This is a genomic window from Pseudomonas sp. TUM25319 (assembly GCF_056388475.1).
The window spans coordinates 6,069,182-6,094,566 of record NZ_CM150751.1 but is presented as its reverse complement, the minus strand read 5'-3'; the positions used below and the strand labels follow the sequence as shown (position 1 = coordinate 6,094,566).

26 protein-coding genes and 4 tRNA genes are annotated in these 25,385 nt (G+C 62.4%); 20 read left to right on the top strand and 10 right to left on the bottom strand.

What is annotated here, in order from left to right; translation table 11 throughout:
* Nucleotides 1–7: 7 nt before the first annotated feature.
* Nucleotides 8–280 carry a 30S ribosomal protein S20 gene (gene rpsT, locus AC05QJ_RS27500; protein WP_009403531.1) on the bottom strand — a complete coding sequence of 91 codons (273 nt, stop codon included), beginning with the start codon at nucleotides 278–280 and terminating at the stop codon, nucleotides 8–10.
* A 253-nt stretch (nucleotides 281–533) separates the two neighbouring features.
* On the opposite strand from rpsT, the gene murJ reads away from it, so the two are divergent.
* The 6 genes from murJ to ispH all read left to right on the top strand — a co-directional run bounded on the left by murJ (nucleotide 534) and on the right by ispH (nucleotide 7,869).
* Nucleotides 534–2,072: a murein biosynthesis integral membrane protein MurJ gene (gene murJ / locus AC05QJ_RS27495; RefSeq protein WP_476744365.1), complete on the top strand. Its 1,539-nt coding sequence runs from the start codon at nucleotides 534–536 to the stop codon at nucleotides 2,070–2,072.
* A 118-nt stretch (nucleotides 2,073–2,190) separates the two neighbouring features.
* Complete coding sequence (ribF, locus tag AC05QJ_RS27490) at nucleotides 2,191–3,141, top strand: bifunctional riboflavin kinase/FAD synthetase (protein ID WP_476744364.1); 951 nt, start codon at nucleotides 2,191–2,193, stop codon at nucleotides 3,139–3,141.
* Complete coding sequence (ileS, locus tag AC05QJ_RS27485) at nucleotides 3,138–5,969, top strand: isoleucine--tRNA ligase (RefSeq protein WP_476744363.1); 2,832 nt, start codon at nucleotides 3,138–3,140, stop codon at nucleotides 5,967–5,969. Before ribF ends, ileS begins: the two co-directional genes overlap by 4 nt.
* The gene (gene lspA / locus AC05QJ_RS27480; protein WP_476744362.1) at nucleotides 5,962–6,477 is read left to right on the top strand and encodes a signal peptidase II; all 516 of its coding nucleotides are present in this window, start codon (nucleotides 5,962–5,964) and stop codon (nucleotides 6,475–6,477) included. The genes ileS and lspA overlap by 8 nt, the downstream gene beginning before the upstream one ends.
* Nucleotides 6,470–6,907 carry an FKBP-type peptidyl-prolyl cis-trans isomerase gene (gene fkpB / locus AC05QJ_RS27475; protein ID WP_476744361.1) on the top strand — a complete coding sequence of 146 codons (438 nt, stop codon included), beginning with the start codon at nucleotides 6,470–6,472 and terminating at the stop codon, nucleotides 6,905–6,907. Before lspA ends, fkpB begins: the two co-directional genes overlap by 8 nt.
* Before the next feature lie 14 nt (nucleotides 6,908–6,921).
* Nucleotides 6,922–7,869, top strand: a complete 948-nt coding sequence (gene ispH, locus AC05QJ_RS27470) for a 4-hydroxy-3-methylbut-2-enyl diphosphate reductase (protein ID WP_476744360.1) — start codon at nucleotides 6,922–6,924, stop codon at nucleotides 7,867–7,869.
* On the opposite strand, the gene AC05QJ_RS27465 is transcribed toward ispH, so the two are convergent.
* Nucleotides 7,862–8,368, bottom strand: a complete 507-nt coding sequence (locus tag AC05QJ_RS27465) for a GspH/FimT family pseudopilin (protein ID WP_476744359.1) — start codon at nucleotides 8,366–8,368, stop codon at nucleotides 7,862–7,864. The two genes, ispH and AC05QJ_RS27465, sit on opposite strands and share 8 nt — an antisense overlap.
* A gap of 107 nt (nucleotides 8,369–8,475) precedes the next feature.
* Here AC05QJ_RS27465 and AC05QJ_RS27460 point away from each other — a divergent pair, with 107 nt between their 5' ends.
* From AC05QJ_RS27460 to thiO, 5 genes are read left to right on the top strand one after another with little or no spacing between them, the layout of a single operon-like run.
* Entirely contained in the window at nucleotides 8,476–8,838 is a 363-nt protein-coding gene (locus tag AC05QJ_RS27460; RefSeq protein WP_476744358.1) for a prepilin-type N-terminal cleavage/methylation domain-containing protein, read from the top strand.
* Nucleotides 8,835–9,485: a PilW family protein gene (locus AC05QJ_RS27455; RefSeq protein ID WP_476744357.1), complete on the top strand. Its 651-nt coding sequence runs from the start codon at nucleotides 8,835–8,837 to the stop codon at nucleotides 9,483–9,485. Before AC05QJ_RS27460 ends, AC05QJ_RS27455 begins: the two co-directional genes overlap by 4 nt.
* Nucleotides 9,486–9,523: 38 nt before the next feature.
* A complete protein-coding gene (locus AC05QJ_RS27450) occupies nucleotides 9,524–9,982 on the top strand; it encodes a pilus assembly PilX family protein (protein WP_476744356.1) in 459 nt (152 codons plus the stop codon).
* A gap of 8 nt (nucleotides 9,983–9,990) precedes the next feature.
* Entirely contained in the window at nucleotides 9,991–10,401 is a 411-nt protein-coding gene (locus AC05QJ_RS27445) for a type IV pilin protein (protein ID WP_476744355.1), read from the top strand.
* A 27-nt stretch (nucleotides 10,402–10,428) separates the two neighbouring features.
* Entirely contained in the window at nucleotides 10,429–11,532 is a 1,104-nt protein-coding gene (thiO, locus tag AC05QJ_RS27440; protein WP_476744354.1) for a glycine oxidase ThiO, read from the top strand.
* Between the two features lie 20 nt (nucleotides 11,533–11,552).
* Here thiO and AC05QJ_RS27435 read toward each other — a convergent pair whose 3' ends face one another.
* Both AC05QJ_RS27435 and AC05QJ_RS27430 read right to left on the bottom strand, forming a co-directional pair.
* Nucleotides 11,553–11,783, bottom strand: a complete 231-nt coding sequence (locus AC05QJ_RS27435) for a PP0621 family protein (protein ID WP_476744353.1) — start codon at nucleotides 11,781–11,783, stop codon at nucleotides 11,553–11,555.
* A 104-nt stretch (nucleotides 11,784–11,887) separates the two neighbouring features.
* The gene (locus tag AC05QJ_RS27430) at nucleotides 11,888–12,907 is read right to left on the bottom strand and encodes an outer membrane protein assembly factor BamD (protein ID WP_476744352.1); all 1,020 of its coding nucleotides are present in this window, start codon (nucleotides 12,905–12,907) and stop codon (nucleotides 11,888–11,890) included.
* Between the two features lie 149 nt (nucleotides 12,908–13,056).
* Here AC05QJ_RS27430 and rluD point away from each other — a divergent pair, with 149 nt between their 5' ends.
* From rluD to AC05QJ_RS27390, 8 genes are all read left to right on the top strand, one after another.
* Nucleotides 13,057–14,019: a 23S rRNA pseudouridine(1911/1915/1917) synthase RluD gene (gene rluD / locus AC05QJ_RS27425; protein WP_476744351.1), complete on the top strand. Its 963-nt coding sequence runs from the start codon at nucleotides 13,057–13,059 to the stop codon at nucleotides 14,017–14,019.
* Nucleotides 14,016–14,756, top strand: coding sequence for a peptidoglycan editing factor PgeF (pgeF, locus tag AC05QJ_RS27420; RefSeq protein ID WP_476744350.1), 741 nt, complete (start codon nucleotides 14,016–14,018; stop codon nucleotides 14,754–14,756). The genes rluD and pgeF overlap by 4 nt, the downstream gene beginning before the upstream one ends.
* Nucleotides 14,757–14,881: 125 nt before the next feature.
* A complete protein-coding gene (gene clpB, locus AC05QJ_RS27415) occupies nucleotides 14,882–17,446 on the top strand; it encodes an ATP-dependent chaperone ClpB (RefSeq protein WP_476744349.1) in 2,565 nt (854 codons plus the stop codon).
* Nucleotides 17,447–17,738: 292 nt separating this feature from the next.
* A tRNA-Asn gene (locus tag AC05QJ_RS27410) sits at nucleotides 17,739–17,814 on the top strand.
* A gap of 10 nt (nucleotides 17,815–17,824) precedes the next feature.
* Nucleotides 17,825–17,901 (top strand) — tRNA-Pro (locus tag AC05QJ_RS27405).
* A 5-nt stretch (nucleotides 17,902–17,906) separates the two neighbouring features.
* Nucleotides 17,907–17,982, top strand: a tRNA-Lys gene (locus tag AC05QJ_RS27400).
* 98 nt (nucleotides 17,983–18,080) lie between these two features.
* Nucleotides 18,081–18,157, top strand: a tRNA-Pro gene (locus AC05QJ_RS27395).
* A gap of 242 nt (nucleotides 18,158–18,399) precedes the next feature.
* A complete protein-coding gene (locus tag AC05QJ_RS27390) occupies nucleotides 18,400–20,481 on the top strand; it encodes a multicopper oxidase family protein (RefSeq protein WP_476744348.1) in 2,082 nt (693 codons plus the stop codon).
* A gap of 48 nt (nucleotides 20,482–20,529) precedes the next feature.
* Here AC05QJ_RS27390 and AC05QJ_RS27385 read toward each other — a convergent pair whose 3' ends face one another.
* The 3 genes from AC05QJ_RS27385 to AC05QJ_RS27375 form a co-directional block, all read right to left on the bottom strand.
* Nucleotides 20,530–21,825: an NAD(P)/FAD-dependent oxidoreductase gene (locus tag AC05QJ_RS27385; RefSeq protein ID WP_476744347.1), complete on the bottom strand. Its 1,296-nt coding sequence runs from the start codon at nucleotides 21,823–21,825 to the stop codon at nucleotides 20,530–20,532.
* A gap of 75 nt (nucleotides 21,826–21,900) precedes the next feature.
* On the bottom strand, nucleotides 21,901–22,074 hold the full coding sequence (locus AC05QJ_RS27380) for a DUF3094 family protein (RefSeq protein ID WP_476744346.1): 174 nt from the start codon (nucleotides 22,072–22,074) through the stop codon (nucleotides 21,901–21,903).
* 166 nt (nucleotides 22,075–22,240) lie between these two features.
* On the bottom strand, nucleotides 22,241–22,870 hold the full coding sequence (locus tag AC05QJ_RS27375) for a DUF1780 domain-containing protein (RefSeq protein ID WP_476744345.1): 630 nt from the start codon (nucleotides 22,868–22,870) through the stop codon (nucleotides 22,241–22,243).
* 141 nt (nucleotides 22,871–23,011) lie between these two features.
* On the opposite strand from AC05QJ_RS27375, the gene AC05QJ_RS27370 reads away from it, so the two are divergent.
* A complete protein-coding gene (locus AC05QJ_RS27370; protein ID WP_476744344.1) occupies nucleotides 23,012–23,698 on the top strand; it encodes an energy-coupling factor ABC transporter permease in 687 nt (228 codons plus the stop codon).
* On the opposite strand, the gene yacG is transcribed toward AC05QJ_RS27370, so the two are convergent.
* The 3 genes from yacG to AC05QJ_RS27355 are packed head-to-tail and all read right to left on the bottom strand — an operon-like array spanning nucleotide 23,692 to nucleotide 25,384.
* Nucleotides 23,692–23,898, bottom strand: coding sequence for a DNA gyrase inhibitor YacG (gene yacG, locus AC05QJ_RS27365; protein WP_476744343.1), 207 nt, complete (start codon nucleotides 23,896–23,898; stop codon nucleotides 23,692–23,694). The genes AC05QJ_RS27370 and yacG overlap by 7 nt on opposite strands.
* Nucleotides 23,895–24,518 carry a dephospho-CoA kinase gene (gene coaE / locus AC05QJ_RS27360; protein ID WP_476744342.1) on the bottom strand — a complete coding sequence of 208 codons (624 nt, stop codon included), beginning with the start codon at nucleotides 24,516–24,518 and terminating at the stop codon, nucleotides 23,895–23,897. Before coaE ends, yacG begins: the two co-directional genes overlap by 4 nt.
* Nucleotides 24,518–25,384 (bottom strand): prepilin peptidase, encoded by an 867-nt coding sequence (locus AC05QJ_RS27355; protein ID WP_476744341.1) that lies wholly within the window; start codon nucleotides 25,382–25,384, stop codon nucleotides 24,518–24,520. Before AC05QJ_RS27355 ends, coaE begins: the two co-directional genes overlap by 1 nt.
* Between the last annotated feature and the right edge of the window lies 1 nt (nucleotide 25,385).

Here is a 25,385-nt window from a genome sequence, read left to right as displayed (position 1 = left end):
TTGTCGCTTAGGCAGCAGCTTTCAGCGCCTTGATGTGGCCATTCAGACGGCCTTTATGGCGAGCAGCCTTGTTCTTGTGGATGATACCTTTGTCGGCCATACGGTCGATTACAGGTACAGCCAGGATGTAAGCAGCTTGCGCTTTTTCGGCGTCTTTTGCGTCGATGGCCTTGACTACGTTCTTGATGTAGGTACGGACCATGGAACGCAGGCTGGCGTTGTGGCTGCGACGCTTCTCAGCCTGTTTTGCACGTTTTTTGGCGGAAGGTGAGTTGGCCACCGTCGAGCTCCTCGAAAGACTTGGTAAATAGCAAACAAAATAGGCCGCGAATCATGCCGATGAGTTGACCGGTTGTCAAGGCCACGGGCGGGGTTCCGCTCAATGGTCATTCTCTCCATCGGGATGATTCCCTTCTGGTGCACGACCTGTAAACTCGGGAGCTTTTGCGCTGCCTGTTTTGCGCGGCGCGCAGTATCGCATATCCGGATGGCTTTCGGCCTGCTCTTCATCTATCTGCCGTGAAAAACTTTCGATGAATCTCCTCAAGTCCCTGGCTGCGGTCAGCTCCATCACCATGGTGTCGCGTGTGCTGGGTTTTGTGCGCGATACGATTCTGGCCCGCATTTTCGGTGCCGGGGTTGCGACCGACGCCTTTTTCATTGCCTTCAAATTGCCCAATCTGCTGCGCAGGATCTTTGCCGAGGGTGCCTTTTCCCAGGCGTTCGTGCCGATCCTTGCCGAATACAAGACCCAGCAGGGCGAGGAAGCGACCCGCACATTCATTGCCTACGTCGCCGGCCTGTTGACGCTGGTACTGGCGCTGGTAACCGCGCTGGGCGTCCTGGCCGCGCCATGGATCGTGTGGGCGACCGCTCCCGGGTTCGTCGACAGCGAAGAGAAATTCCAGCTGACCACCGACCTGCTGCGCGTGACCTTTCCTTATATATTGCTGATCTCGCTGTCGTCCCTGGCCGGCGCTATTCTCAATACCTGGAACCGCTTCTCGGTACCGGCGTTCGTGCCGACGCTCCTCAATGTCGCGATGATCTTCTTCGCCTTGGTTCTCACCCCTTACTTTGACCCGCCGATCATGGCCCTGGGCTGGGCAGTGCTGGCAGGCGGTCTGCTCCAGCTGCTTTACCAGCTGCCGCATCTGAAGAAGATCGGCATGCTGGTGCTGCCGCGGGTCAATCTGCGTGATACCGGCGTCTGGAGGGTGCTCAAGCAGATGCTGCCGGCCATCCTCGGGGTTTCGGTGAGCCAGATCTCGCTGATCATCAACACGATCTTCGCCTCGTTCCTGGTAGCCGGCTCGGTGTCGTGGATGTATTACGCGGACCGCCTGATGGAGTTGCCTTCGGGCGTTCTGGGCGTGGCCTTGGGCACCATTCTCTTGCCGACTCTGGCCAAGACCTACGCCAACAAGGATCGCCAGCAGTATTCGCAGATTCTCGACTGGGGGCTGCGCCTGTGCTTCCTCCTTGTGTTGCCCTGTTCCCTGGCCTTGGCAATCCTGTCCGAGCCGCTGACAGTGGCGCTGTTCCAGTACGGCAAATTCAGCGCTTTCGATGCGCAGATGACCCAGCGCGCGTTGATCGCTTACTCGGTCGGGTTGCTGGGCATCATCATGGTCAAGGTGCTGGCGCCCGGGTTCTACGCCCAGCAGAACATTCGCACGCCGGTGAAGATCGCGATCTTCACGCTGGTTTCGACCCAGTTGCTCAACCTGGTGTTCATCGGGCCGTTGCAGCACGCGGGCCTGGCCTTGGCGATCAGCGTCGGTGCCTGCCTCAATGCGGGGCTCCTGTACTGGAAGTTGCGTCAGCAACGGCTGTTCGAACCCCAGCCAGGCTGGGCTCGATTCCTGTTGAAGCTGGTGATCGCGGTGATATTGATGTCTGCGGCCCTGATTGTCGGCCTGTTGTTCATGCCGCCATGGGCCGATGGCGACATGCTGATGCGTTTCCTGCGCCTGGGCGTTCTGATCGTCGCTGGCGTTCTGACCTATTTCGGCAGCCTGTTCCTGTTCGGCTTCCGTCCTCGGGACTTCGCCCGCAAGGCGCTGCACTGACCGGCAGCGCAGGCCAGGCGTCGGTTTTGCGAAAACGACGCCCTGGCATTGCGCTGCTGCCTGTCGTCAGCGCCCGGGTGTGGTTATAATCGACCACTTTATGAGCAAGAAGCGCGTTATGCAGCTGGTTCGAGGCCTTCACAACCTTCGCCCCCAGCACCGGGGCTGTGTTGCTACCATCGGCAACTTCGACGGTGTTCACCGAGGTCACCAGGCAATCCTGGCGCGACTGCGTGAGCGAGCGGTAGAGCTGGGTGTGCCCAGTTGCGTGGTGATTTTCGAACCACAGCCGCGCGAGTATTTCGCCCCGGAAAGCGCTCCGGCCCGCCTGGCGCGGCTGCGCGACAAGGTCGCCCTGCTGGCTGCCGAGGGTGTCGATCGAGTCCTGTGCCTGGCCTTCAACCAGCGCCTGAGCAAACTCAGCGCCGAAGCATTCGTCGACACCATCCTGGTCGACGGGCTGGGTGTGAAGCACCTCGAAGTGGGCGATGATTTCCGCTTTGGCTGCGACCGTCTCGGTGATTTCGGCTTCCTGCAGGCGGCCGGCCAGCGCCATGGTTTCAGCGTCGAGGCTGCCCAGACTGTCGAGCTCGATGGGTTGCGGGTCAGCAGCACCCAGGTTCGCGATGCGCTGGCCGCGGCAGACTTTCCGCTGGCCGAGCGCTTGCTCGGGCGGCCATTCCGCATTGGTGGGCGAGTGCTGCATGGGCAGAAGCTGGCCCGGCAGCTGGGTACACCGACTGCCAACGTACAACTCAAGCGTCGTCGCGTGCCGCTCAGCGGGGTTTACCTGGTCAGCGCACAGATAGATGGCAAGGTGTGGCCCGGTGTCGCCAATATCGGCGTGCGGCCAACCGTTGCCGGCGACGGCAGCGCTCACCTGGAAGTGCATTTGCTGGATTTTGCCGGTGATCTGTATGGCCGGCGCCTTACGGTGGAGTTCCACCACAAGCTGCGCGAAGAGCAGCGCTTCGCCTCTCTGGAGGCGCTCAAGTCGGCGATCGATGCGGATATCGCCGCCGCACGTGCCCATTGGCACGCTCAACCGCTAACGAAGAGCCTGAAATGACCGACTATAAAGCCACGCTAAACCTTCCGGACACCGCCTTCCCGATGAAGGCCGGCCTGCCACAGCGCGAACCGCAGATCCTGCAGCGCTGGGACAGTATTGGCCTGTACCAGAAGCTGCGCGAAATTGGCAAGGATCGTCCGAAGTTCGTCCTGCACGACGGCCCGCCCTATGCCAACGGCAAGATCCATATCGGTCACGCGCTCAACAAGATTCTCAAGGACATGATCGTCCGTTCCAAGACGCTGTCCGGTTTCGACGCGCCCTACGTCCCGGGTTGGGACTGCCATGGCCTGCCGATCGAGCACAAGGTCGAGGTCACCCATGGCAAGCACCTGACGGCGGACAAGACCCGTGAGCTGTGCCGCGCCTATGCCGCCGAGCAGATCGAAGGCCAGAAAGCCGAATTCATCCGCCTGGGTGTGCTGGGCGACTGGGACAACCCCTACAAGACCATGAACTTCGCCAACGAGGCCGGTGAGATCCGCGCGCTGGCCGAGATGGTCAAGCACGGTTTCGTCTTCAAGGGCCTCAAGCCGGTCAACTGGTGCTTCGACTGCGGTTCCGCCCTGGCCGAGGCCGAGGTCGAGTACGCCGACAAGAAATCCCAGACCATCGATGTCGCTTTCAAGGCGGTCGATGAAGACAAGCTGGCTTCTGCATTCGGCCTGGCGTCGCTGCCCAAACCGGCCTCCATCGTCATCTGGACCACCACCCCGTGGACCATCCCGGCCAACCAGGCGCTGAACATCCACCCGGAGTTCACCTACGCCCTGGTCGACGTCGGCGACAAGCTGCTGGTGCTGGCCGAAGAGCTGGTCGAATCCTGCCTGAAGCGTTTCTCGCTGGAAGGTTCGGTGATCGCCACCGCGCCGGGCGCTGCGCTGGAGCTGATCAATTTCCGTCACCCGCTGTATGACCGCCTGTCGCCGGTCTACCTGGCCGAGTACGTCGAGCTGGGCGCCGGTACCGGCGTGGTCCACTCTGCACCGGCCTACGGTGAAGACGACTTCGTGACCTGCAAGCGCTACGGCATGGTCAACGACGACATCCTGACCCCGGTGCAGAGCAACGGTGTCTACGTCGATTCGCTGGAGTTCTTCGGCGGCCAGTTCATCTGGAAGGCCAACCCGCATATCGTCGACAAACTGGCCGAAGTCGGCGCCCTGATGTTCACCGAGACCATCAGCCACAGCTACATGCACTGCTGGCGTCACAAGACCCCGCTGATCTACCGCGCCACTGCGCAGTGGTTCGTCGGCATGGACAAGCAGCCAGACAGCGGCGACACCCTGCGTGTGCGTGCACTCAAGGCCATCGAAGACACCAAGTTCGTCCCGGCCTGGGGCCAGGCGCGACTGCACTCGATGATCGCCAACCGTCCCGACTGGTGCATCTCGCGCCAGCGCAACTGGGGCGTACCGATTCCGTTCTTCCTCGACAAGCAGACTGGCGAGCTGCACCCTCGTACCGTCGAACTGATGGAAGAAGTGGCCAAGCGCGTCGAGCTGGAAGGTATCGAAGCCTGGTTCAAGATGGACGCCGCCGAACTGCTCGGTGACGAGGCTGCCCAGTACGACAAGATCACCGACACCCTCGACGTCTGGTTCGACTCCGGCACCACGCATTGGCACGTCCTGCGTGGCTCCCACGACATCGGCCATGAAAGCGGCCCGCGTGCCGACCTTTACCTGGAAGGCTCCGACCAGCACCGCGGCTGGTTCCACTCGTCGTTGCTGACCGGTTGCGCCATCGACAATCACGCGCCCTATCGCGAACTGCTGACCCACGGGTTCACCGTCGACGAAAACGGTCGCAAGATGTCCAAGTCGCTGGGTAACACCATCGAGCCGCAGAAGGTCAACGACACCCTGGGTGCGGACATCATGCGCCTGTGGGTATCGGCCACCGACTACTCCGGCGAAATGGCGGTTTCCGACCAGATCCTGCAGCGTAGCGCCGACGCCTACCGGCGTATCCGCAACACTGCGCGTTTCCTGCTCTCCAACCTGTCCGGCTTCGACCCGGCGCGCGACCTGCTGCCGGCCGAAGACATGCTGGCACTGGACCGTTGGGCGGTCGACCGCACGTTGCTGCTGCAGCGCGAACTGGAAGAGCATTACGGCGAATACCGCTTCTGGAACGTCTATTCGAAGATCCACAACTTCTGCGTGCAGGAGCTGGGTGGTTTCTACCTCGACATCATCAAGGACCGCCAGTACACCACCGGCGCCAACAGTGTTGCCCGTCGTTCCTGCCAGACCGCGCTCTACCACATCGCCGAAGCGCTGGTGCGCTGGATCGCGCCGATCCTGGCGTTCACCGCCGACGAACTGTGGCAGTACCTGCCGGGCGAGCGCAACGAGTCGGTCATGCTCAACACCTGGTACCAGGGCCTGAGCGAGCTGCCGGAAGGCTTCGAGCTGGACCGTGCCTACTGGGACCGTGTGATGGCGGTCAAGGCTGCGGTCAACAAGGAACTGGAAAACCAGCGTTCGGCCAAGGCCATCGGTGGCAACCTGCAAGCCGAAGTGACCCTGTTCGCCGATGAGTCCCTGGGCAACGACCTGACCAAGCTGGGCAACGAACTGCGCTTCGTGCTCATCACCTCCGCGGCCAGCGTCGCGCCGTTCGTCGAAGCACCGGCCGATGCCGTGGTCACCGACGTGGCAGGCCTGAAGCTGAAAGTGGTCAAGTCCGGCTACGTGAAGTGCGGTCGTTGCTGGCACTTCCGCCCAGACGTCGGCGTGAACCCGGAGCATCCGGAAATCTGCGGCCGTTGCGTCGACAACATCAGCGGCAGCGGCGAGGTGCGTCACTATGCCTAATGTGGCTGCGGGGCGCTTCGGGCGCCTTGCCTGGCTCTGGCTGAGCCTGCTGGTCCTGGTGCTCGACCAGGCCAGCAAGTTCTACTTCGAAGGCGCGTTGAGCCTGTACCAGCAGATCGTGGTCATCCCCGACTACTTCAGCTGGACCCTGGCCTACAACACCGGTGCTGCATTCAGCTTCCTGGCCGACAGCTCCGGCTGGCAGCGCTGGCTGTTCGCCCTGATCGCAGTGGTGGTCAGCGCCGTGCTGGTCGTGTGGCTCAAGCGCCTGGGGCGCAACGAAACCTGGCTGGCGGTTGCGCTGGCCCTGGTGCTCGGTGGTGCCCTGGGCAACCTGTACGACCGTATTGTGCTCGGCCATGTGGTCGATTTCATTCTCGTGCACTGGCAGAACCGCTGGTATTTCCCGGCCTTCAACCTGGCCGACAGTGCCATCACCGTCGGTGCGGTGATGCTGGCGCTGGATATGTTCAAGAGCAAAAAGTCCGGAGAGCCTGTCCATGACTGAAACCCGTATCGGTCAGAACACCGAAGTCACCCTGCACTTCGCGTTGCATCTGGAAAATGGCGATACCGTCGACAGCACCTTCGACAAATCCCCGGCCGTATTCAAGGTCGGCGATGGCAACCTGCTGCCTGGCTTCGAGGCTGCGATCTTCGGCTTCAAGGCTGGAGACAAGCGCAACGTCACGGTCGCTCCGGAGAACGCCTTCGGCCAGCCAAATCCGCAGAACGTGCAGATCATGCCGCGTTCGCAGTTCCAGGACATGGAGTTGTCCGAAGGCTTGCTGGTCATCTTCAACGATGCTGCCAACGCCGAGTTGCCGGGTGTGGTAAAGGCGTTCGACGACGCCCAGGTGACTGTTGACTTCAACCATCCACTGGCTGGCAAGACCCTGACCTTCGAGGTGGAGATCCTCGAAGTGAAGGCAATCTGAGCCTGGAGTCCGTCATGCAGATCAAACTCGCCAACCCTCGCGGCTTCTGCGCCGGCGTGGACCGGGCGATCGAAATCGTCAACCGGGCGCTGGAAGTCTTCGGGCCGCCTATCTATGTTCGCCACGAAGTCGTGCACAACAAATTCGTCGTCGAAGACCTGCGCTCCCGCGGTGCCATCTTCGTCGAGGAACTGGATCAGGTGCCGGATGACGTCATCGTCATCTTCAGTGCTCACGGTGTTTCCCAGGCGGTGCGCCAGGAAGCGGCAGGACGTGGCCTGAAGGTGTTCGACGCGACCTGTCCACTGGTGACCAAGGTGCACATCGAAGTGGCGCGCTATAGCCGCGATGGCAAGGAGTGCATCCTCATCGGCCACGAAGGGCACCCGGAGGTCGAAGGCACCATGGGCCAGTACGACGCCAGCAACGGTGGTTCCATCTACCTGGTCGAGGACGAGGACGATGTTGCCCGGCTGCAGGTGCGCAATCCGGAACAATTGGCCTTCGTGACCCAGACCACCTTGTCGATGGATGACACCAGCCGGGTCATCGACGCTCTGCGCTCGCGCTTCCCCAGTATTGGTGGTCCGCGCAAGGACGACATCTGCTACGCCACCCAGAACCGACAGGACGCGGTCAAGCAACTGGCCAGCGAGTGCGATGTGGTGCTGGTGGTGGGCAGCCCCAACAGCTCCAACTCCAACCGTTTGCGCGAGCTGGCCGAGCGGATGTCCACTCCGGCCTATCTGATCGACGGTGCCGAAGACCTTCAGCGCAGTTGGTTCGACGGGGTCGAGCGCATCGGGATCACCGCTGGCGCCTCTGCGCCCGAGGTCCTTGTCCGCGGTGTGATCCAGCAGTTGCGCGACTGGGGCGCTACCGGTGCGCAGGAGCTTGATGGGCGCGAAGAGAATGTCACCTTCTCCATGCCGAAAGAACTGAGGGTTCGCCCGGTCAGTTGACGTTGCCCGGGCACAGGGGTTTGATCGGTATTCCACGGTTCAGACTGACTCGCCCGGTACGTGAGACCGCGATCATATGGATGTCTTCCTGGCCGGGTGCTCCGCAAATGTGCAGGGACCCGGACAGGAATGCATTTCCACTCCTCAGGGGCACGCCAAGCCCACTGAAACGCACTCGCTGTGCCACGGGCTGGTTACCGACAATCTTCACCTTCCCCTTGGCGGAATACTCTCGCAACAATGGTGTGTCGCTGTATTCCGACAGCAATTGCCATCCGTAACTCCAGTCGCCTTCCTTCGCCTGCAGCGTTATCTCCTGATTGCGCAGCAAGGCCTCGTTGCGTGCGGCTCGCAGCGCCTGGGCAAGGTTTTTCGCGGCGGCTTGCTGGTGTAGCTCGTTGCTCATCTCGCTGTAAGACGTCGCACCGAACTGCGTCAGTAGTGCCAACAATCCCAGCGCAAACAGCATCTGAATCAGTGTTACGCCCTGTTGCTTCACCCTGCGTTCCTCCCTGGAAGTGCTTCTCTGTAGCTTCGACTCCTGGAAAAAGGACGTCGAGTCAGCGAGATCGTCAGTCAAGCGAGGAATGTTCGCGGGAGGTGTAAATGGCAAGGACGTCGCAGCAGGGGCTGACCCTGATCGAAGTGCTGGTGGCATTGGTGGTGGTGTCGTTGGGTGTGTTGAGCGCGGCAAAACTGCAATGGCGGGCATTGCAGGGCACGGACAGTGCGCTGAAGGGCAGTCAGATCGCCTGGCTCTCCCAGAGCATGCTGGAGCAGTCACGCTCGGCGGCCGGCATTGGCACGGCTGAGCGGCTGGCGTTTCAGCGCAGGATCGAGGCGTTCGTCGGGCCTGAAGGGCGGGGTGATGTTCGACAGGGCATCAACCGGACCGGGATCAGCGTCAGTTGGAATGACGAGCGGGCGGGTGGTGGCAGGCGCGTTCTTGACCTCGAGGGCTCGCGATGAAGGCTGCGGCGGGTTTCAGTCTGGTCGAGGTCATGCTGGCCATGGCGATTGGTTTGCTGGTGGTATTGGCCGGGAGCCGGGTGTTCGTCGCTGCCCTGCATGGCTGGCAGGCTCAGGACGTTGCCGCACGCCTGCAGGAAGATGCCCGTTTCGCCTTGCAGCGCCTGGCTCGGGATATTCGCATGGCCGGTAGTTTCGGGTGTCTGCGACATCAGCAAATCAAGTTCGCCAGTCCGTCCGCAGCCCGCGCGTTCAGCAACCCGGTGGTGCTGGAAACGGGTGTGGATGGCAGCTCGCATCATCTGACCCTGGTCAGTGCTCAGGCCGGAGAATTGGGTGGGGCGCCGGACTGGACGCTGGTGACCGACTGCCTGACCTCCGCTCGTGTTTCTGTCGGTGTGGCGGCTCCCGGCAAGGATGCATTCGCCATCCCCGTGCGGCGGCAGGTGTACCGAGTGAGCGATGGCGACCTGATACTCACCAGCGGTGGGAGCAATGCTTCGCTGGCGGCGAACGTGTCTCGCTTTGAAGTCGAGCGGACAGGCGACCTGCTGAAGGTGAACCTGACACTCAGAGATCCGCAACAGCGTGTGCGAGAACAACGGTTTTTCCTCGCAGTCGCGCTTCGCAACGGCCTGTCGTCATGAAGCGGGGAGGTCAGCGTGGGACCGTTCTGTTGATATGCATGACACTGCTGATGCTGCTGGGCCTGTTTGGTCTGTCGGCGATGCAGGTCGCGACCCAGCAACAGCGCATGTCTACCAATCTGCAGGCGTCGCTGCGGGCATTCGAGGCGGCAGAAAGCCTGCTGCGCCAGGCAGAAGGGCGATTGCCGGCTATCGGCAATGCGCCCTGCAGCTTCTGCCTGCCGCCGCCGGAAGCCGAATGGGTCCGCCCTGGCCGGCCTCCCGGTGGTTCCGGATTGAGCTGGCAGACTGCGGAGTCGGGCCTGTACCTCGTCCAGAACCTCGGGCAGAACAAGTCCGCCACCCAGATGCCGGAAGGCCTGGCGGTGACCCTCTATCGAGTGACCGCCGTCGGCCTGGAGCGTGAGGCGCGGGTGGTGCTCGAAAGCATTTTTGCCTGGCCGGAGCTGCCGGGCGATGTTCCTGCCAGGCGTATTGCCTGGCGACAAGTCTTCTAGGAGCTCTCATGCAGGAAGCCGAGAAGGGCCTGAGCCTCATCGAATTGTTGATTGTCGTTGCACTGGTCGGCATGCTGGCGGGCATTGCCTACCCCAGCTACAGCGAAATGGTCAGAAAGGCCGCGCGCACGGAAATAGCCGGGATGTTGTTCGAAAGCGCGCAGTCCCTGGAGCAACACCATGCTCGTAATGGCCGCTATACCGACGCCGAAGCTGCGCCGGTCCGGCTTCCGGAAGGAACCGCTCATTACAGCCTGCATGCCCGGCGTGAAGCCGAGAGCTACGTCCTGACTGCCAGGCGCCGCCCTGGCGGTGTGATGGTCCTTGATGCCTGCGGTGATTTCGAACTCGACCACCGAGCCGTGCGCTCCAATCCCGGGCGTGCGGGAGACGCCGGTCAGGACTGTTGGGGTGGCTAAGCCATTCTTCGGGTACTGGATCTACAGATGACCAAGCAAGTTGTGATTGTGGGTGGTGGCGTGATTGGCCTGCTGACGGCGTTCAACCTCGCCGCTGAAGTGGACCAGGTCGTGGTGTGTGACAAGGGTGAGCTTGGTGGCGAGTCGTCCTGGGCCGGTGGCGGCATCGTCTCGCCGCTCTACCCGTGGCGCTACAGCCCTGCCGTAACGGCGCTGGCGCACTGGTCCCAGGACTTCTATCCCCAGCTTGGCGAGCGTCTGTTCGCCAGCACGGGGGTAGACCCGCAGGTACACGTGACCGGGCTCTACTGGCTGGACCTGGATGACGAAGCCGAGGCGCTGGCCTGGGCCAGGCGCGAAGGGCGGCCGCTGAGCAAGGTGGCGGTGTCCGAGGCGTACGAGGCAGTGCCCGTGCTGGGGCCCAGCTTCAGCAGTGCGGTGTACATGGCGGGCGTCGCCAACGTGCGCAACCCGCGCTTGCTGAAGTCGCTCAAGGCGGCCTTGCAGGCGCTGCCCAACGTCATCCTGAAGGAACATTGCGAGATCTCCGGCTTCATCCGCGAGGGTACCTGCGTGACGGGCGTACACACTGCGCAGGGCGCCATCCGTGCGGATGAGGTGGTGTTGACGGCGGGGGCCTGGAGCGGCGATCTGCTGCGGCCGGTCGGATTCGAACTGCCCGTGGAGCCGGTCAAGGGGCAGATGATTCTGTTCAAGTGCGCTGAGGACTTCCTGCCGAGCATGGTCCTGGCCAAGGGGCGTTATGCCATACCGCGCCGTGACGGGCATATCCTGGTCGGCAGCACCCTGGAATACGCCGGCTACGACAAAACCCCGACTGACGAAGCGCTGCAAAGCCTGCGGGCTTCTGCCATTGAGTTGCTGCCGTCGCTGGCGGATGCGACGCCGGTGGGACACTGGGCGGGCCTGCGTCCTGGCTCACCTGAGGGCATTCCCTACATTGGGCGAGTACCGGGCTACGACGGGCTCTGGCTGAACTGCGGACATTTCCGCAACGGCCTGGTGCTGGCGCCGGCGTCCTGCCAACTGTTCGGTGACCTCCTGCTTGGGCGCGAGCCGATCGTCGACCCGGCACCCTATGCGCCGCAGGGGCGTCTGCAGGCGCTGTGAGTCAGTGGCGGTTCGAGGCTTCAGCGCTTGTCGCCGGGGCCTTGCTCCAGATGCGTCGGGCTGCAGTACCACTCGTTACCGCGATGCAGGGCACGATCATTCGGCAGGTGCACGCCGCAATGGGCGCAGCGCACCATTTTCAGCGGATCGTTAAGGGGAGGGGCGGAGGAGGCAGCGTTGCTGGCCTTGAATTTGCGCCACAGCCAGAACGCGGCGGCAATCAGGGCAATCCAGAAAAGTAGGCGAACCATGGTGTCCAGCTTATTTCAATGAAGATGCGCCAGTGTAGAAGAGCCGCCGACGGCGGCCAATAAAAAAGGGAAGCCCAAGCTTCCCTTTTTTCGTTTCGGTGCAATCAGTCGAAGATGCCGAAGGTCATGTAGCTGAACCACGAGCGGTCTTCGTTGTTGCCAGCCGCTTCGTGAGTCTCTTCCTGAACGGCGTCGCTGTCCTGTTTCGGCAGCAGTTCTTCAGGAATGGCTTCCTTGGCGTCTTCGTATTGCTTGATCACGTCCTGGTTGGCGCGGGTTTCACCCGGCGGCAGCGGCGCGGCGGTTTCGATCAGGCCCAGGGTCGCCTTGGACAGCCAGCCGCGGTTGTCGGCTTCTTCCTGACGCGGTACGAACTGGCCGTCGACCAGGCTTGGGTGGTCAGGGTAGTTCAGCTTCAGGGTTTCCAGGCTGGTGGCTGCCAGGTCGTCCAGATGCAGGCGCTGGTAGGCCTCGGTCATCACGGCCAGGCCATCACCGACCGACGGGGTCTCCTGGAAGTTCTCGACCACGTAGCGACCGCGGTTGGCAGCAGCGACATAGGCCTGACGGGTCAGGTAGTAGTCGGCCACATGGATTTCGTACGAGGCCAGCAGGTTGCGCAGGTAGATCATCCGCTGCTTGGCATCAGGCGCGTAGCGGCTGTTGGGGAAGCGGCTGGTCAGCTGGGCGAACTCGTTGTAGGAGTCGCGGGCGGCACCCGGGTCACGCTTGGTCATGTCCAGCGGCAGGAAGCGCGCCAGCAGGCCGCGGTCCTGGTCGAACGAGGTCAGGCCCTTGAGGTAGTAGGCGTAATCGACGTTCGGGTGCTGTGGGTGCAGGCGGATGAAACGCTCGGCGGCCGACTTGGCGGCTTCCGGCTCGGCGTTCTTGTAGTTGGCGTAGATCAGTTCCAACTGCGCCTGGTCGGCATAGCGACCGAACGGGTAGCGCGATTCCAGAGCCTTCAGCTTGGCGGTGGCGCTGGTGTAGCTGTTGTTGTCCAGGTCAGCTTGCGCCTGCTGGTACAGCTCGGCTTCGCTCAGGTTTTCGTCGACGACTTCCTTCGAAGAACAAGCAGCGGTCAGTCCGAGGATGGCGATCAGCAGCAGGTGTTTCACTTGCATGGCGGCTTGCGTCCCTATGACGGCCGCTGTCTTGGGCACGGCCGTCCTGTTATGATGAGCGCCCCGTGGAACTCTCGGGGCAAAAGACGCCGTATTTAACCACAAGCGCGCAGCCGAAACCAAAGGCTGTGCCGTCGCCTGATTCGAGCATGTCCGAGATCATTCAACTTCGCGCAGAGGTGCCGTCCGAATTGGGCGGTCAACGCCTCGACCAAGTCGCCGCCCAATTATTCGCCGAGCACTCGCGCTCGCGCCTGTCCGCCTGGATCAAAGAGGGCCTGCTGACCGTCGACGGCCAGGTCCAGCGCCCGCGCGACATTGTCCATGGAGGCTCCGTGCTGGCGCTTGAAGCCGAGCAGGAAGCCCAGGGCGAGTGGGTCGCCCAGGACATCGAACTGGACATCGTCTACGAAGACGACCAGATCCTGGTGATCAACAAGCCGACGGGCCTGGTGGTCCACCCGGCGGCCGGTCATGCCGATGGCACCCTGCTCAATGCGCTGCTGCACCATGTCCCGGATATCGTCAACGTGCCGCGTGCCGGTATCGTCCACCGCCTGGACAAGGACACCACCGGTCTGATGGTCGTGGCCAAGACCCTGGAAGCCCAGACCAGCCTGGTGGCGCAACTGCAGAAGCGCACCGTCAGCCGCATCTATGAATGCATCGTTGTCGGCGTGGTGACTGCCGGTGGCAAGATCAATGCCCCGATCGGCCGCCACGGCACCCAGCGCCAGCGCATGGCAGTCATGGACAGCGGCAAGCCGGCTATCAGCCATTACCGGGTACTGGAGCGCTTCCGCTCCCATACCCATGTCCGGGTCAAGCTGGAAACCGGACGCACGCACCAGATCCGTGTGCACATGGCCCACGTCAACTTCCCGCTGGTCGGCGACCCGGTCTACGGTGGACGCTTCCGCATTCCGCCTGCCGCCAGTCCGAGCATGGTCGAGGCCCTCAAGACCTTCCCGCGTCAGGCCCTGCATGCACGTTTCCTGGAACTGGAACACCCGGTGACCGGCCAGCGCATGAAGTGGGAGTCGCCGCTGCCGGACGATTTCGTCTGGATGCTGTCGCTGCTCAAGCAGGACCGCGAGGCGTTCATCGGATGAGCCAACTGGCCCCCAGCCTGCTGATTCCGGACTGGCCTGCGCCGGCCGGGGTCCGGGCCTGCGTGACGACACGCGAGGGCGGGGTCAGCCACGCACCTTATGACACGCTGAATCTTGGCGACCATGTTGGCGACGAGCCGGGCGCGGTGGCCGAAAACCGTCGGCGCCTGACCGATGAGTTTTCCATACAGCCGGCCTGGCTCAAGCAAGTGCATGGCATTGCCGTAGCCCATGCCGATCCCGCAGTGATTGCCGAAGCCGATGCCAGCTGGACCAGTACCCCCGGCATCGCCTGCACGGTCATGACCGCCGATTGTCTGCCGGCGTTGTTCTGCGATCGTGCCAGCACCCAGGTGGCGGCGGCCCACGCCGGTTGGCGCGGGCTGGCCAGTGGCGTCCTGGAGGCCACCCTGGACAGTTTCGCGGCCGATCCGCAGGACATGCTGGTCTGGCTCGGCCCGGCCATCGGCCCACAGGCGTTCGAAGTCGGCGCCGAAGTCCGTGACGCCTTCATGGCCGTTCATCCGCAAGCCGACGCTGCTTTTGTGCCGGGCGCCCAGCCAGGCAAGTTCATGGCCGACATCTACGCCCTGGCTCGCATCCGCCTCGCAGCCCGTGGTGTCCAGGCTGTCTACGGCGGCGGTTACTGCACCGTCACCGATCCCCGCTTCTTCTCCTACCGCCGCAATCCCGGCACGGGCCGCTTCGCGTCATTGGTCTGGCTCGAACCCAACTGATTTGGGTCAAACGCGTCAGCCTTGAATCTTCCAGAATGATCCACATCTACAGTGGTATCTCAGGCAGGCTTTTCTTCATCAGGTGTGTCCATCGCTCCGGCCTGCCCTTTTAAGGAAGGTAATTTATGCGAATAGACCGTTTGACCAGCAAGTTACAGCTGGCGTTATCCGACTCCCAATCCCTGGCCGTAGGCATGGACCATCCGGCCATCGAGCCTGCGCACTTGATGCAGGCCCTCATCGATCAGCAGGGCGGCTCGATCAAGCCGCTGTTGATGCAGGTGGGCTTCGATGTGCCGAGCCTGCGCACTGCATTGAGCAAAGAGCTCGACCAACTGCCGAAAATCCAGAACCCCACTGGCGATGTGAACATGTCCCAGGACCTGGCGCGCCTGCTCAACCAGGCCGACCGCCTGGCCCAGCAGAAGGGCGACCAGTTCATTTCCAGCGAGCTGGTGTTGCTGGCGGCCATGGACGAGAACAGCAAGCTGGGCAAGTTGCTGCTCAGCCAGGGCGTGAGCAAGAAAGCCCTGGAGAATGCCATCAGCAACCTGCGTGGCGGCGAGGCCGTCAATGACCCGAACGCCGAGGAATCGCGCCAGGCATTGGACAAATACACCATCGACCTGACCAAGCGGGCCGAAGAAGGCAAGCTCGATCCGGTCATCGGCCGTGACGACGAGATCCGCCGCACCGTGCAGGTCCTGCAGCGTCGTACCAAGAACAACCCTGTGCTGATCGGCGAGCCCGGCGTCGGCAAGACCGCCATCGCCGAAGGCCTGGCCCAGCGCATCATCAATGGCGAAGTGCCGGACGGCCTGAAAGGCAAGCGCCTGCTGTCGCTGGACATGGGTGCATTGATCGCCGGTGCCAAGTTCCGGGGCGAGTTCGAAGAGCGGCTCAAATCGCTGCTCAACGAGCTGTCCAAGCAGGAAGGGCAGATCATCCTGTTCATCGATGAGTTGCACACCATGGTCGGCGCCGGCAAGGGCGAAGGTTCCATGGATGCGGGCAACATGCTCAAGCCGGCCCTGGCCCGCGGCGAGCTGCACTGCGTTGGCGCCACCACGCTGAACGAGTACCGCCAGTACATCGAGAAAGATGCGGCGCTGGAGCGGCGTTTCCAGAAAGTGCTGGTGGAAGAGCCGAGCGAGGAAGACACCATCGCCATCCTGCGTGGCCTGAAAGAGCGTTATGAGGTGCACCACAAGGTGGCCATCACCGACGGTGCCATCATTGCGGCGGCCAAGCTCAGTCATCGCTATATCACTGACCGTCAGTTGCCGGACAAGGCCATCGACCTGATCGACGAGGCCGCCAGCCGCATTCGCATGGAGATCGACTCCAAGCCGGAAGTGCTGGACCGTCTCGAGCGCCGTCTGATCCAACTGAAGGTGGAGTCCCAGGCGCTCAAGAAAGAAGACGACGAGGCGGCGATCAAGCGCCTGGAAAAACTGACCGAGGAAATCACCCGGCTCGAGCGCGAATACGCTGATCTGGAAGAAGTGTGGACGTCGGAAAAAGCCGAAGTGCAGGGCTCGGCGCAGATCCAGCAGAAGATCGAGCAGTCGCGTCAGGAACTGGAAGCCGCCCGCCGCAAGGGCGACCTGAGCCGCATGGCCGAACTGCAGTACGGGGTGATCCCCGACCTGGAGCGCAGCCTGCAGATGGTCGATCAGCACGGCAAGTCCGACAATCAGCTGTTGCGCAACAAGGTCACCGAGGAAGAAATCGCCGAAGTGGTTTCCAAGTGGACCGGTATCCCGGTGGCGAAGATGCTCGAGGGCGAGCGGGAAAAACTCCTGAAGATGGAGAGCCTGCTGCACGAGCGGGTGATCGGTCAGGAAGAAGCGGTGGTGGCGGTTGCCAACGCCGTGCGCCGTTCCCGCGCCGGGTTGTCCGATCCGAACCGGCCCAGTGGCTCGTTCCTGTTCCTCGGCCCGACCGGTGTCGGCAAGACCGAACTGTGCAAGGCGTTGGCGGAGTTCCTGTTCGACACCGAAGAGGCCATGGTCCGCATCGATATGTCGGAGTTCATGGAGAAGCATTCCGTGGCTCGTCTGATTGGTGCGCCACCGGGCTACGTCGGCTATGAAGAGGGCGGTTACCTGACTGAGGCGGTGCGGCGCAAACCTTATTCGGTGGTGCTGCTCGATGAAGTCGAGAAGGCGCATCCGGATGTGTTCAACGTGCTGCTGCAGGTGCTGGAAGACGGTCGTCTGACCGACAGCCACGGTCGCACCGTGGACTTCCGCAACACCGTGATCGTCATGACCTCCAACCTGGGCTCGGCGCAGATCCAGGACCTGGTGGGCGATCGTGAGGCGCAGCGTGCGGCAGTAATGGATGCCGTGGGCTCGCACTTCCGGCCGGAGTTCATCAACCGGATCGACGAAGTGGTGGTGTTCGAGCCGCTGGGCCGCGAGCAGATCGCCGGTATCACGCAGATCCAGTTGGGCCGCCTGCGCAGCCGTCTGGCCGAGCGCGAGCTGAACCTGGAACTGAGCCCGGAAGCCCTGGACAAGCTGATCGCGGTTGGTTACGACCCGGTGTACGGTGCACGTCCGCTGAAGCGGGCGATCCAGCGCTGGATCGAGAACCCGCTGGCGCAGTCGATCCTGGCGGGCCGCTTCCTGCCGGGCACCTCGATCACGGCAAACGTGGAAGGCGACGAGATCGTTTTCGCCTGAGTCGGGTGGTTGAAAACAAGGCCTCGATCTTCGAGGCCTTTTTTTCTTTGCATTTTCTGTCGAGTGCTTGTAAAGTGCGCCCCGCTGTAAGTCATCCCGGTTTTCCAGACGTTTTGGGGAATCTGAAAACAAGTTGCAAATCAGTAAGTTGAATGCAAATTGGGGGTTGACAAAGGTTTTGAAGGTTGTAGAATAGCGCGCCTCAGAGACATGAACGCAGCGATGCACAAGGTCGAAGAGTTCGAAGCGGTAGTGATACAGCGTTCGAAATTGCAGTACTGAAATTGATAGTTCCGCGATAGCTCAGTCGGTAGAGCAAATGACTGTTAATCATTGGGTCCCTGGTTCGAGTCCAGGTCGCGGAGCCAAATTTCAAGCCGGGGTATAGCGCAGTCCGGTAGCGCGCCTGCTTTGGGAGCAGGATGTCAGGAGTTCGAATCCCCTTACCCCGACCATTTTTGGGTCGTTAGCTCAGTTGGTAGAGCAGTTGGCTTTTAACCAATTGGTCGTAGGTTCGAATCCTACACGACCCACCATTTTCGAATCCGGTTCGCTGGGTTCGAATCTTAGAAGGTTGGAACGCCATTAGCGTCCAGCCGCAAAAAAGGCGCCTTCATCGGTGCCTTTTTTTTACCGGGGTATAGCGCAGTCCGGTAGCGCGCCTGCTTTGGGAGCAGGATGTCAGGAGTTCGAATCCCCTTACCCCGACCATCTTCAGAAGAAGGGCACCTCACAAGGGTGCCCTTTTTCGTTTGCGCGCAATTCTTTCGTGTTGCGTTCCACAGCCTGTTTTCACTAGGGTGTGCGGCGCAGGGATAGCGATCAGCCATATTTTCGTCCGCACGAGCGCTTGCTCGCGCCTGTCCCTGCGCCCACGGCGGTCGTGACGGGCGGGGAGCCTGTTCATGTCCGCCTCACTCTTCGTTTCGACGAAATGATGCAGGAGCATTGGCATGACAGGACTTCATCGACGCAAACACGCCCGCCCCTTCGGCCTGACCGCATTGGCATTGATGTGCGCCGCGGCAACGGCGCAGGCCAACGAGCCATCGCGCACCTTCAGCAACCCGCCCGCCATCGATCAGGCCGCGCCAACCCTCAAGGCGGCTCGCGGAACGCTGCTGATGAAAGAAGCCGCTCCTGCCAACGCGGTGCTCAATCCCCATGCTGGCCACGAGCGCCTGCTGGACCTGGTGATCGACTACACCCGCAGCACAATCTATGACCCGGCCACCGGGCAGAACGTGCCTGTTCTTCTGCGCAGCTATCACGGCACCGATGTCGACCCGCAACGTCCCTTCGTCGCTCCGACCATCGATGTCACGCCAGGCGATACCGTGCGCATCAATCTCGACAACCGCCTGCCCCCGGAAGAGAGTTGCACCAACAGCACGCAGCCGATGAACACGCCACACTGCTTCAACGGCACCAACCTGCATTCCCACGGCCTCTGGGTCAGCCCGACGGGCAACAGCGATAACGTGCTGCTGAAAATCAGACCGCAGCAGAAATTCCAGTACGAGTACAACATTCCGTCCGACCATCCGGCGGGCACGTTCTGGTATCACCCGCACCTGCATGGCTCGACCGCCTTGCAGGTGGGTAGCGGAATGGCTGGCGCCCTGGTGATCCGTGGCGATCGCCTGCCCACCAAAGACACCAATGGCGATATCGACACCTTGCTCAAACCGATCGCGAACCAGCCGTTCACCGAGCAACTGCTGGTGATGCAGCAGATTCCCTATGCCTGCGTTGGTGACAACGGCAAAGGCAAGATCAAGAAGAAAAAGGTCAAGCAGGGCGACGATATCGTGGAGGTCGTCGACTGGAGCTGTGGCAAGGACGAAGTGGGCGTGGTCGAGTCCTACGACCAGTTCGGACCCAGCTCCTGGACCGATTCGAAACGCTACACCAGCGTCAACGGCATGGTGCAGCCGACCTTCGAAGCCAGAACGGGTGAGGTCCAGCGCTGGCGCCTGGTGCATGCCGGCATCCGCGATACCGTGTCCCTGCAGTTCGTCAAGCTCAAGGACAGCGCTGCATTGCAGAGCATCAACGGCGTGGCGGCGGCGGACTCGCAAGCGTTCATCGAGCAGAATTGCACGGGCGAGGCGGTGCCCTACGAGGTGATTGCCGCCGATGGCCTGACCTACGCCAAGGCCCAGGAAAAGGACCGGCTGACCTTCCAGCCAGGCTATCGCCATGACCTTCTGGTTGCGTTCCCGGAGAAGGGGCGCTATTGCGTTGTCGATCGTGCCGAACCTGCGGCAGGCAGTGTCAGCCAGCTCGACAGCGATCACCAGTTGCTTGGTTTCGTCGATGCCGAAGGTGGCCAACCCGTCAGCAACGCCAAGACTCACATCCGCGATGTGCTGGTCGCGGCTGCCAGGCAGAACATGCCGGCGGGTGCGGTCCGCGACAAGGTCGTTGCCGACCTGAACAACGGATTGTTGCTGAGCAGTTTCGTGCCGCATCGCACCATCGAGGAAGGCGAGCTGGTGAAAGAGGTGCAGCAGTTGGTGTTCAAGATCGCCAAGAACGATCAGGGTGTGTTCGAGTTCGCCATCGGTACCGACGCCGACAATGCTGTGCCGTACGACCCGGCGGTGGTCAATCGGGAACTGAAGCTGGGGGACGCGCAGAAGTGGCAACTGCAATCAGCCGTGGCAGGGCATCCGTTCCATATCCACGTCAACCCGTTCCAGATCGAGAAGATCATCGCGCCTGATGGCGTGACCGACCTCAGCGAGCCGGGGGCGGTGGACCTGACGGACAAGAACAAGCCCGACTCGCAGTACGCCGGTCTCAAGGGGGTCTGGAAAGACACCCTGTTCGTCAAACCGGGTGTGAAGGATGCGAAAGATCCCAAGAAGCTCGATTACTACACCGTCTACGTCAACACCCGCTACCAGCGCTATATCGGCGAATTCGTGCTGCACTGTCACATCCTCGACCACGAGGACCAGGGCATGATGCAGAACGTGAGGATTTCGCTGGATGGCAAGCCGGGCGATGCCCACGGTGCCCACCACTGAGGCATTGATAAATGGGGCTGCAAGGCAGCCCCGTTTATCGACCGCGTATCAGTGCAGTTTCAGGCGCGGTTCCGTACCGCGTCCGATGCGGCTGCCCAGCATCAGCATCAGCGTGCGGAAGGTGCCGTACAGCGCCATCTGGTGCATGCGGTACAGCGACACGTAGAACATCCGCGCCAACCAGCCTTCCAGCATCACGCTGCCGGTCAGGTTGCCCATCAGGTTACCCACTGCCGAGAAGCGCGACAGCGAGACCAGCGAGCCGTAGTCGCGGTACTCGTAGGTCGCCAGCGGCTTGCCTTCCAGACGTGCCTTCAGGCTCTTGGCCAGCAGCGACGCCTGCTGGTGAGCGGCCTGTGCCCGCGGTGGCACGTTGCGGTCGCTGCCTGGTTGCGGGCAGGCTGCACAGTCACCAAAGGCGAAAATATCGTCGTCCAGGGTGGTTTGCAGCGTAGGACGAACCAGCAACTGGTTGATCCGGTTGGTCTCCAGGCCGTCGATGTCCTTGAGGAACGCCGGGGCGCGGATACCGGCGGCCCAGACTTTCAGGCCGGCCTCGATCACCTCGCCATTGGCGGTTTTCAGGGTCTCGGCAGTGACTTCGCTGACAGCGGCGTTGGTCATCACCGTCACGCCGAGTTTTTCCAGGGTCTTGTGCACCGGCACGCTGATGCGTTCCGGCAGCGCCGGCAGCACCCGCGGGCCCGCTTCGATGATGGTGATGTGCATATCTTCCGGCTTGATCCGGTCCAGACCGTAGGCCGCCAGTTCGTGGGCGGCATGGTGCAGTTCGGCGGCCAGTTCGACACCGGTGGCGCCAGCGCCGACGATGGCAACGCTGATCTTTTCCTTGGCCTGGTCGCCAGCATGGGCGCGCAGGTAGTGATTGAGCAGTTGCTGGTGGAAGCGCTCGGCCTGTTTGCGGGTGTCGAGGAACAGGCAGTGCTGGGCGGCGCCGAGGGTGCCGAAGTCATTGGTGTTGCTGCCGACGGCAATGACCAGGGTGTCATAGGCCAGGGTGCGCGCAGGCAGCAGCTCGCGACCGTCCTCATCGAGGGTGGCGGCCAGCTGGATCTGCTTGGTGGCGCGTTCGAGCCCGCTCATGCGTCCGAGCTGGAACTGGAAGTGGTTCCACTTGGCCTGGGCCACGTAGTTCAGCTCGTCCTCGGAAGAGTTCAACGAACCGGCGGCCACTTCATGCAGCAGCGGTTTCCAGATGTGGGTGAGGTTGGCGTCGACCAGGGTGATCTCGGCACTGCCTTTCTTGCCCAGGGTCTTGCCCAGGCGGGTCGCCAGTTCCAGGCCGCCGGCGCCGCCGCCGACAATCACGATGCGGTGAGTCATGGAGATATCTCATAAGGTTTACGGAATTCGGGTCCTGGATGGCCGGGCGGGCGGCGTGGGCGAGCGCAAGGCAGCTCATAGCACCAACATACTCAGGAGGCGGCTCAACAGGCCCAGTACCACTGTCACGCCAACCACCAGGACAAGGAGCAGCCACGGCCGGAACGGTCTGCGCTCGACTTGGTGCTGGGGGGCTTGAAGGTACTGATCGACACGTCGCTGGTCTTCGGGGGTCAGGCGGCTGGTCATGATGGCCTCGGCAGGTAGACGCTTGGAGTTGTGGGAAAGCTACAGGGTTCACTGTAGTCGCTTGCCACTGGCGTACCTGCCGGCAAAAGTTCGGATCAATAGCGAATGATTGCGCTTTTTATCACCGGCGAGGGATTTATGCCATCCCGCTTTGGGAGGAGGGCGCTCAAAGGCTGATGCCCACATCGAAGACGATGCTGCGGCCAAGGTTGCTGCGCAGGAAGTCCGGCGCATCGGGATGGGCGAAAATCACCCGGGCGAAGGTCGGGCCGACCAGCGACAGCGAGCGCCAGCCCTGGCGCAGGTACTCGGTTGGCGGCGGAAAATGGCTGTTGAGGTCGAGGGTTTCGCGCTTGAGACTGGCGAAGGCGATGATGTCCAGCTCGCCGAGGTCCAGCCCGCGCTCGCGGTAGTTGTGGGCCTTCTTGCGCAGGGTCGGCGCCAGCCGTTGCAACAGTTCCGGAGCGCCGATGCGCCGGGGACGGGCCTCGCGGCGCACCAGTTGCGACAGGGAAAATGCGCTGCGCCGGCGCTGCAGCTCTTCGCGCCATTCATCGTTGAGGCGGCGCCCCTCGTCGAGGACGAAAAACACCTCGAACGCCGCATCGCGGAACAAAACGTCCGGCGGCTCTTGGCCGGCGGCGGTGAAATCCTCGCTACGGTAGGGAATGTTCAAGCCCTGCAGCAGGCGTTGGCAGACCCAACGCTCGCGTTCCCACTTGCGGGCGTTGGACAGGAACGCATTGGCTTGTTCGGCCTGAATCGTGAGCAGGCGCAGGTAGTCTGAGTCGTCCATGGGAACAAGCTTAGCGTTCAATTCGCCAAGTGACGAAGCAAGTCGCTGATTCTGGTCGGTTTTACCTGCGCCAGCTCAGGGCGGCCCGGCGCTGCGGGGTGTAGACTGCTGAAACTCCCCGTTGAACAAGGGTTGCCGGCCGTGATTGGTGCACAACTGCTGTCGGATCTGAGCCTGACCCTGGGCTGGATCATCTTCGTGCCGCTGCTGGCGTGGGCAGCGGCGCGCACCCGCTGGGTCGAGCTGTTCGCCGACAGCCGGCGCCAGCACCTCTTGTTCGGCACAGTGTTTGCGCTGTTCGCCCTTTGGTTGGTGCGTCGGGACTTCGACACCGGCGTGTCCTATCACTTCATTGGCATGACGGCCGTGACTTTGCTGCTGGACTGGCCGCTGGCGATCGTCGGGGCATTCCTGGCACAGATCGGGCTGGTGGTGCTGGGGCGCCAGGACCTGGCGGCCATGGGCGTGAACGGCGTGCTGCTGATCGGCCTGCCGGTCCTGGTCACCGAGCTGTGCGCGATCCTGGTCGAGCGGGCACAACCGCGCAACCTGTTCGTCTACATCTTCTGTTCGGGATTCTTCGCCGCGGCGTTGTCGGCGCTGCTGTGCCTGTTGGCCAGCCTGGGTGTGCTGTGGCTGGACGGGCGATTTGCGATGCCGGTGTGGCTCGAAGACTTCATCGGCTATCTGTGGCTGATCATCTTTCCCGAGGCGTTCATCAACGGCATGGTGGTCAGCGCGCTGGTGGTGTTCTGCCCCGAGTGGCTGGAGACCTTCAACAGGACCCGCTACCTGCAGGCCCCGTGGAAAGATGACGACCCTCAGTGATGCTCGCGGGGATCGAACTCGCCGGAAAACAGCTCGTCTTCGGCATCCGGCGCCACTGGAATCTTGTGTTCCTCGGCGGCCCAGGCGCCCAGGTCGATCAGCTTGCAGCGGTCGGAGCAGAACGGCCGGTTCGGGCTGGCGGCACTCCACTCCACAGGGGCGCCGCAGGTCGGGCAATCAACGGTGATGGGCTGGCTCATTCTCGGCCTCCTCGCAAAGTCAGGTAAAAGTGGTGCAGGCGGTCGACCTCCGAATGGAGCCAAGCCAGGTCGCGGTCGTTGACCAGCACGTCGTGGGCGTGACGCAGGCGCTCTTCGCGGCTGGCCTGGGCCTTGAGGATGGCTTCGACCTGTTCCGGGCTGGTCTGGTCGCGCAACAGTGTGCGCTCCACCTGCAGGGCTTGCGGCGCATCGATCACCAGCAGGCGGTCGGTGCGCTGGTACTGGCCCGACTCCACCATCAGCGGCGAGACGAACACGGCATACGGGGACTCGGCCTTGGCCAGATAGCTGAAGATCTCCTGGCCGATCAATGGATGCAGCAGGGCTTCGACCCAGCGGCGTTGCTCCGGGTCGGCGAAGATCAGTTGGCGCAGCGCGGCGCGGTTGAGCTGGCCGTCTTCCAGCAACACGCCGGGGCCGAAGCGCTCGACGATGCTGGCCAATGCCGGGCGACCGGGCTCGACCACCCAGCGGGCGGCCTGGTCGGCATCCACCAGGTGTACACCCAGCTCGACGAAGCGTTGCGCGGCTGCGCTCTTGCCGCTGCCGATGCCTCCGGTGAGGCCGAGAATCCAGGGGGTGAAAGCGGGCGTTGTCATCAAAATCCAGCGAAATGCAGATAGGAAGTGGTCATTTGACCACCCCAGAGCAATGCGATCCAGCCTGTGAGTGCCATATAGGGACCGAAGGGAATCGGCGTGCTGGCCTGTTTGCCGCCAAGGCGCAGCAGAATCAGGCCGAGCACTGCTCCCAGCAGCGAGGAAAACAGCAGGGTGAACGGCAGGATCTGCCAGCCACCCCAGGCACCGATCATCGCCAGCAACTTGAAGTCTCCGTAGCCCATGCCTTCCTTGCCGGTGATCAGCTTGAACAGCCAGTACACCGTCCACAGCACCAGATAGCCGCCCACCGCGCCCCACAGCGCCTGCTCCAGTGGCACGAACAGCCCGAAGGCATTGACGATCAGGCCCAGCCACAACAACGGCAGCACCAGCACATCGGGTAGCAGTTGATGCTCGATATCGATCAGGCTCAGCGCCAGCAACCCCCAGGTCAGCACCATGAAGGCCGCCGCGCTGGCGCCGAAACCGAAATGCCAGGCGGCGAACAGCGTCAGCCCCGCGCTGGCCAGTTCCACCAGGGGATAACGGGGACTGATCCGGGTCTTGCACCCGGCACAACGGCCGCGCAGGCACAGATAGCTGAGCACAGGAATGTTCTCCCACGCCCGGATGCGCCGCTGACAGTGCGGGCAACGGGAGGCGGGCAGGAACAGATCGAAGCGCTCGCCCGGTTGCGCCGGCAGCGCGAGTGCTTCACGGGCGTCGTCGCGCCACTGGCGTTCGAGCATCAGCGGCAGGCGATGGACCAGCACGTTGAGAAAGCTGCCGACGATCAGCCCCAGCAGCAGGGCGCTGAGCAGGAAGACTGGCGGTTGGCTGGCGAGAAGGTTCCACAGGCTCATG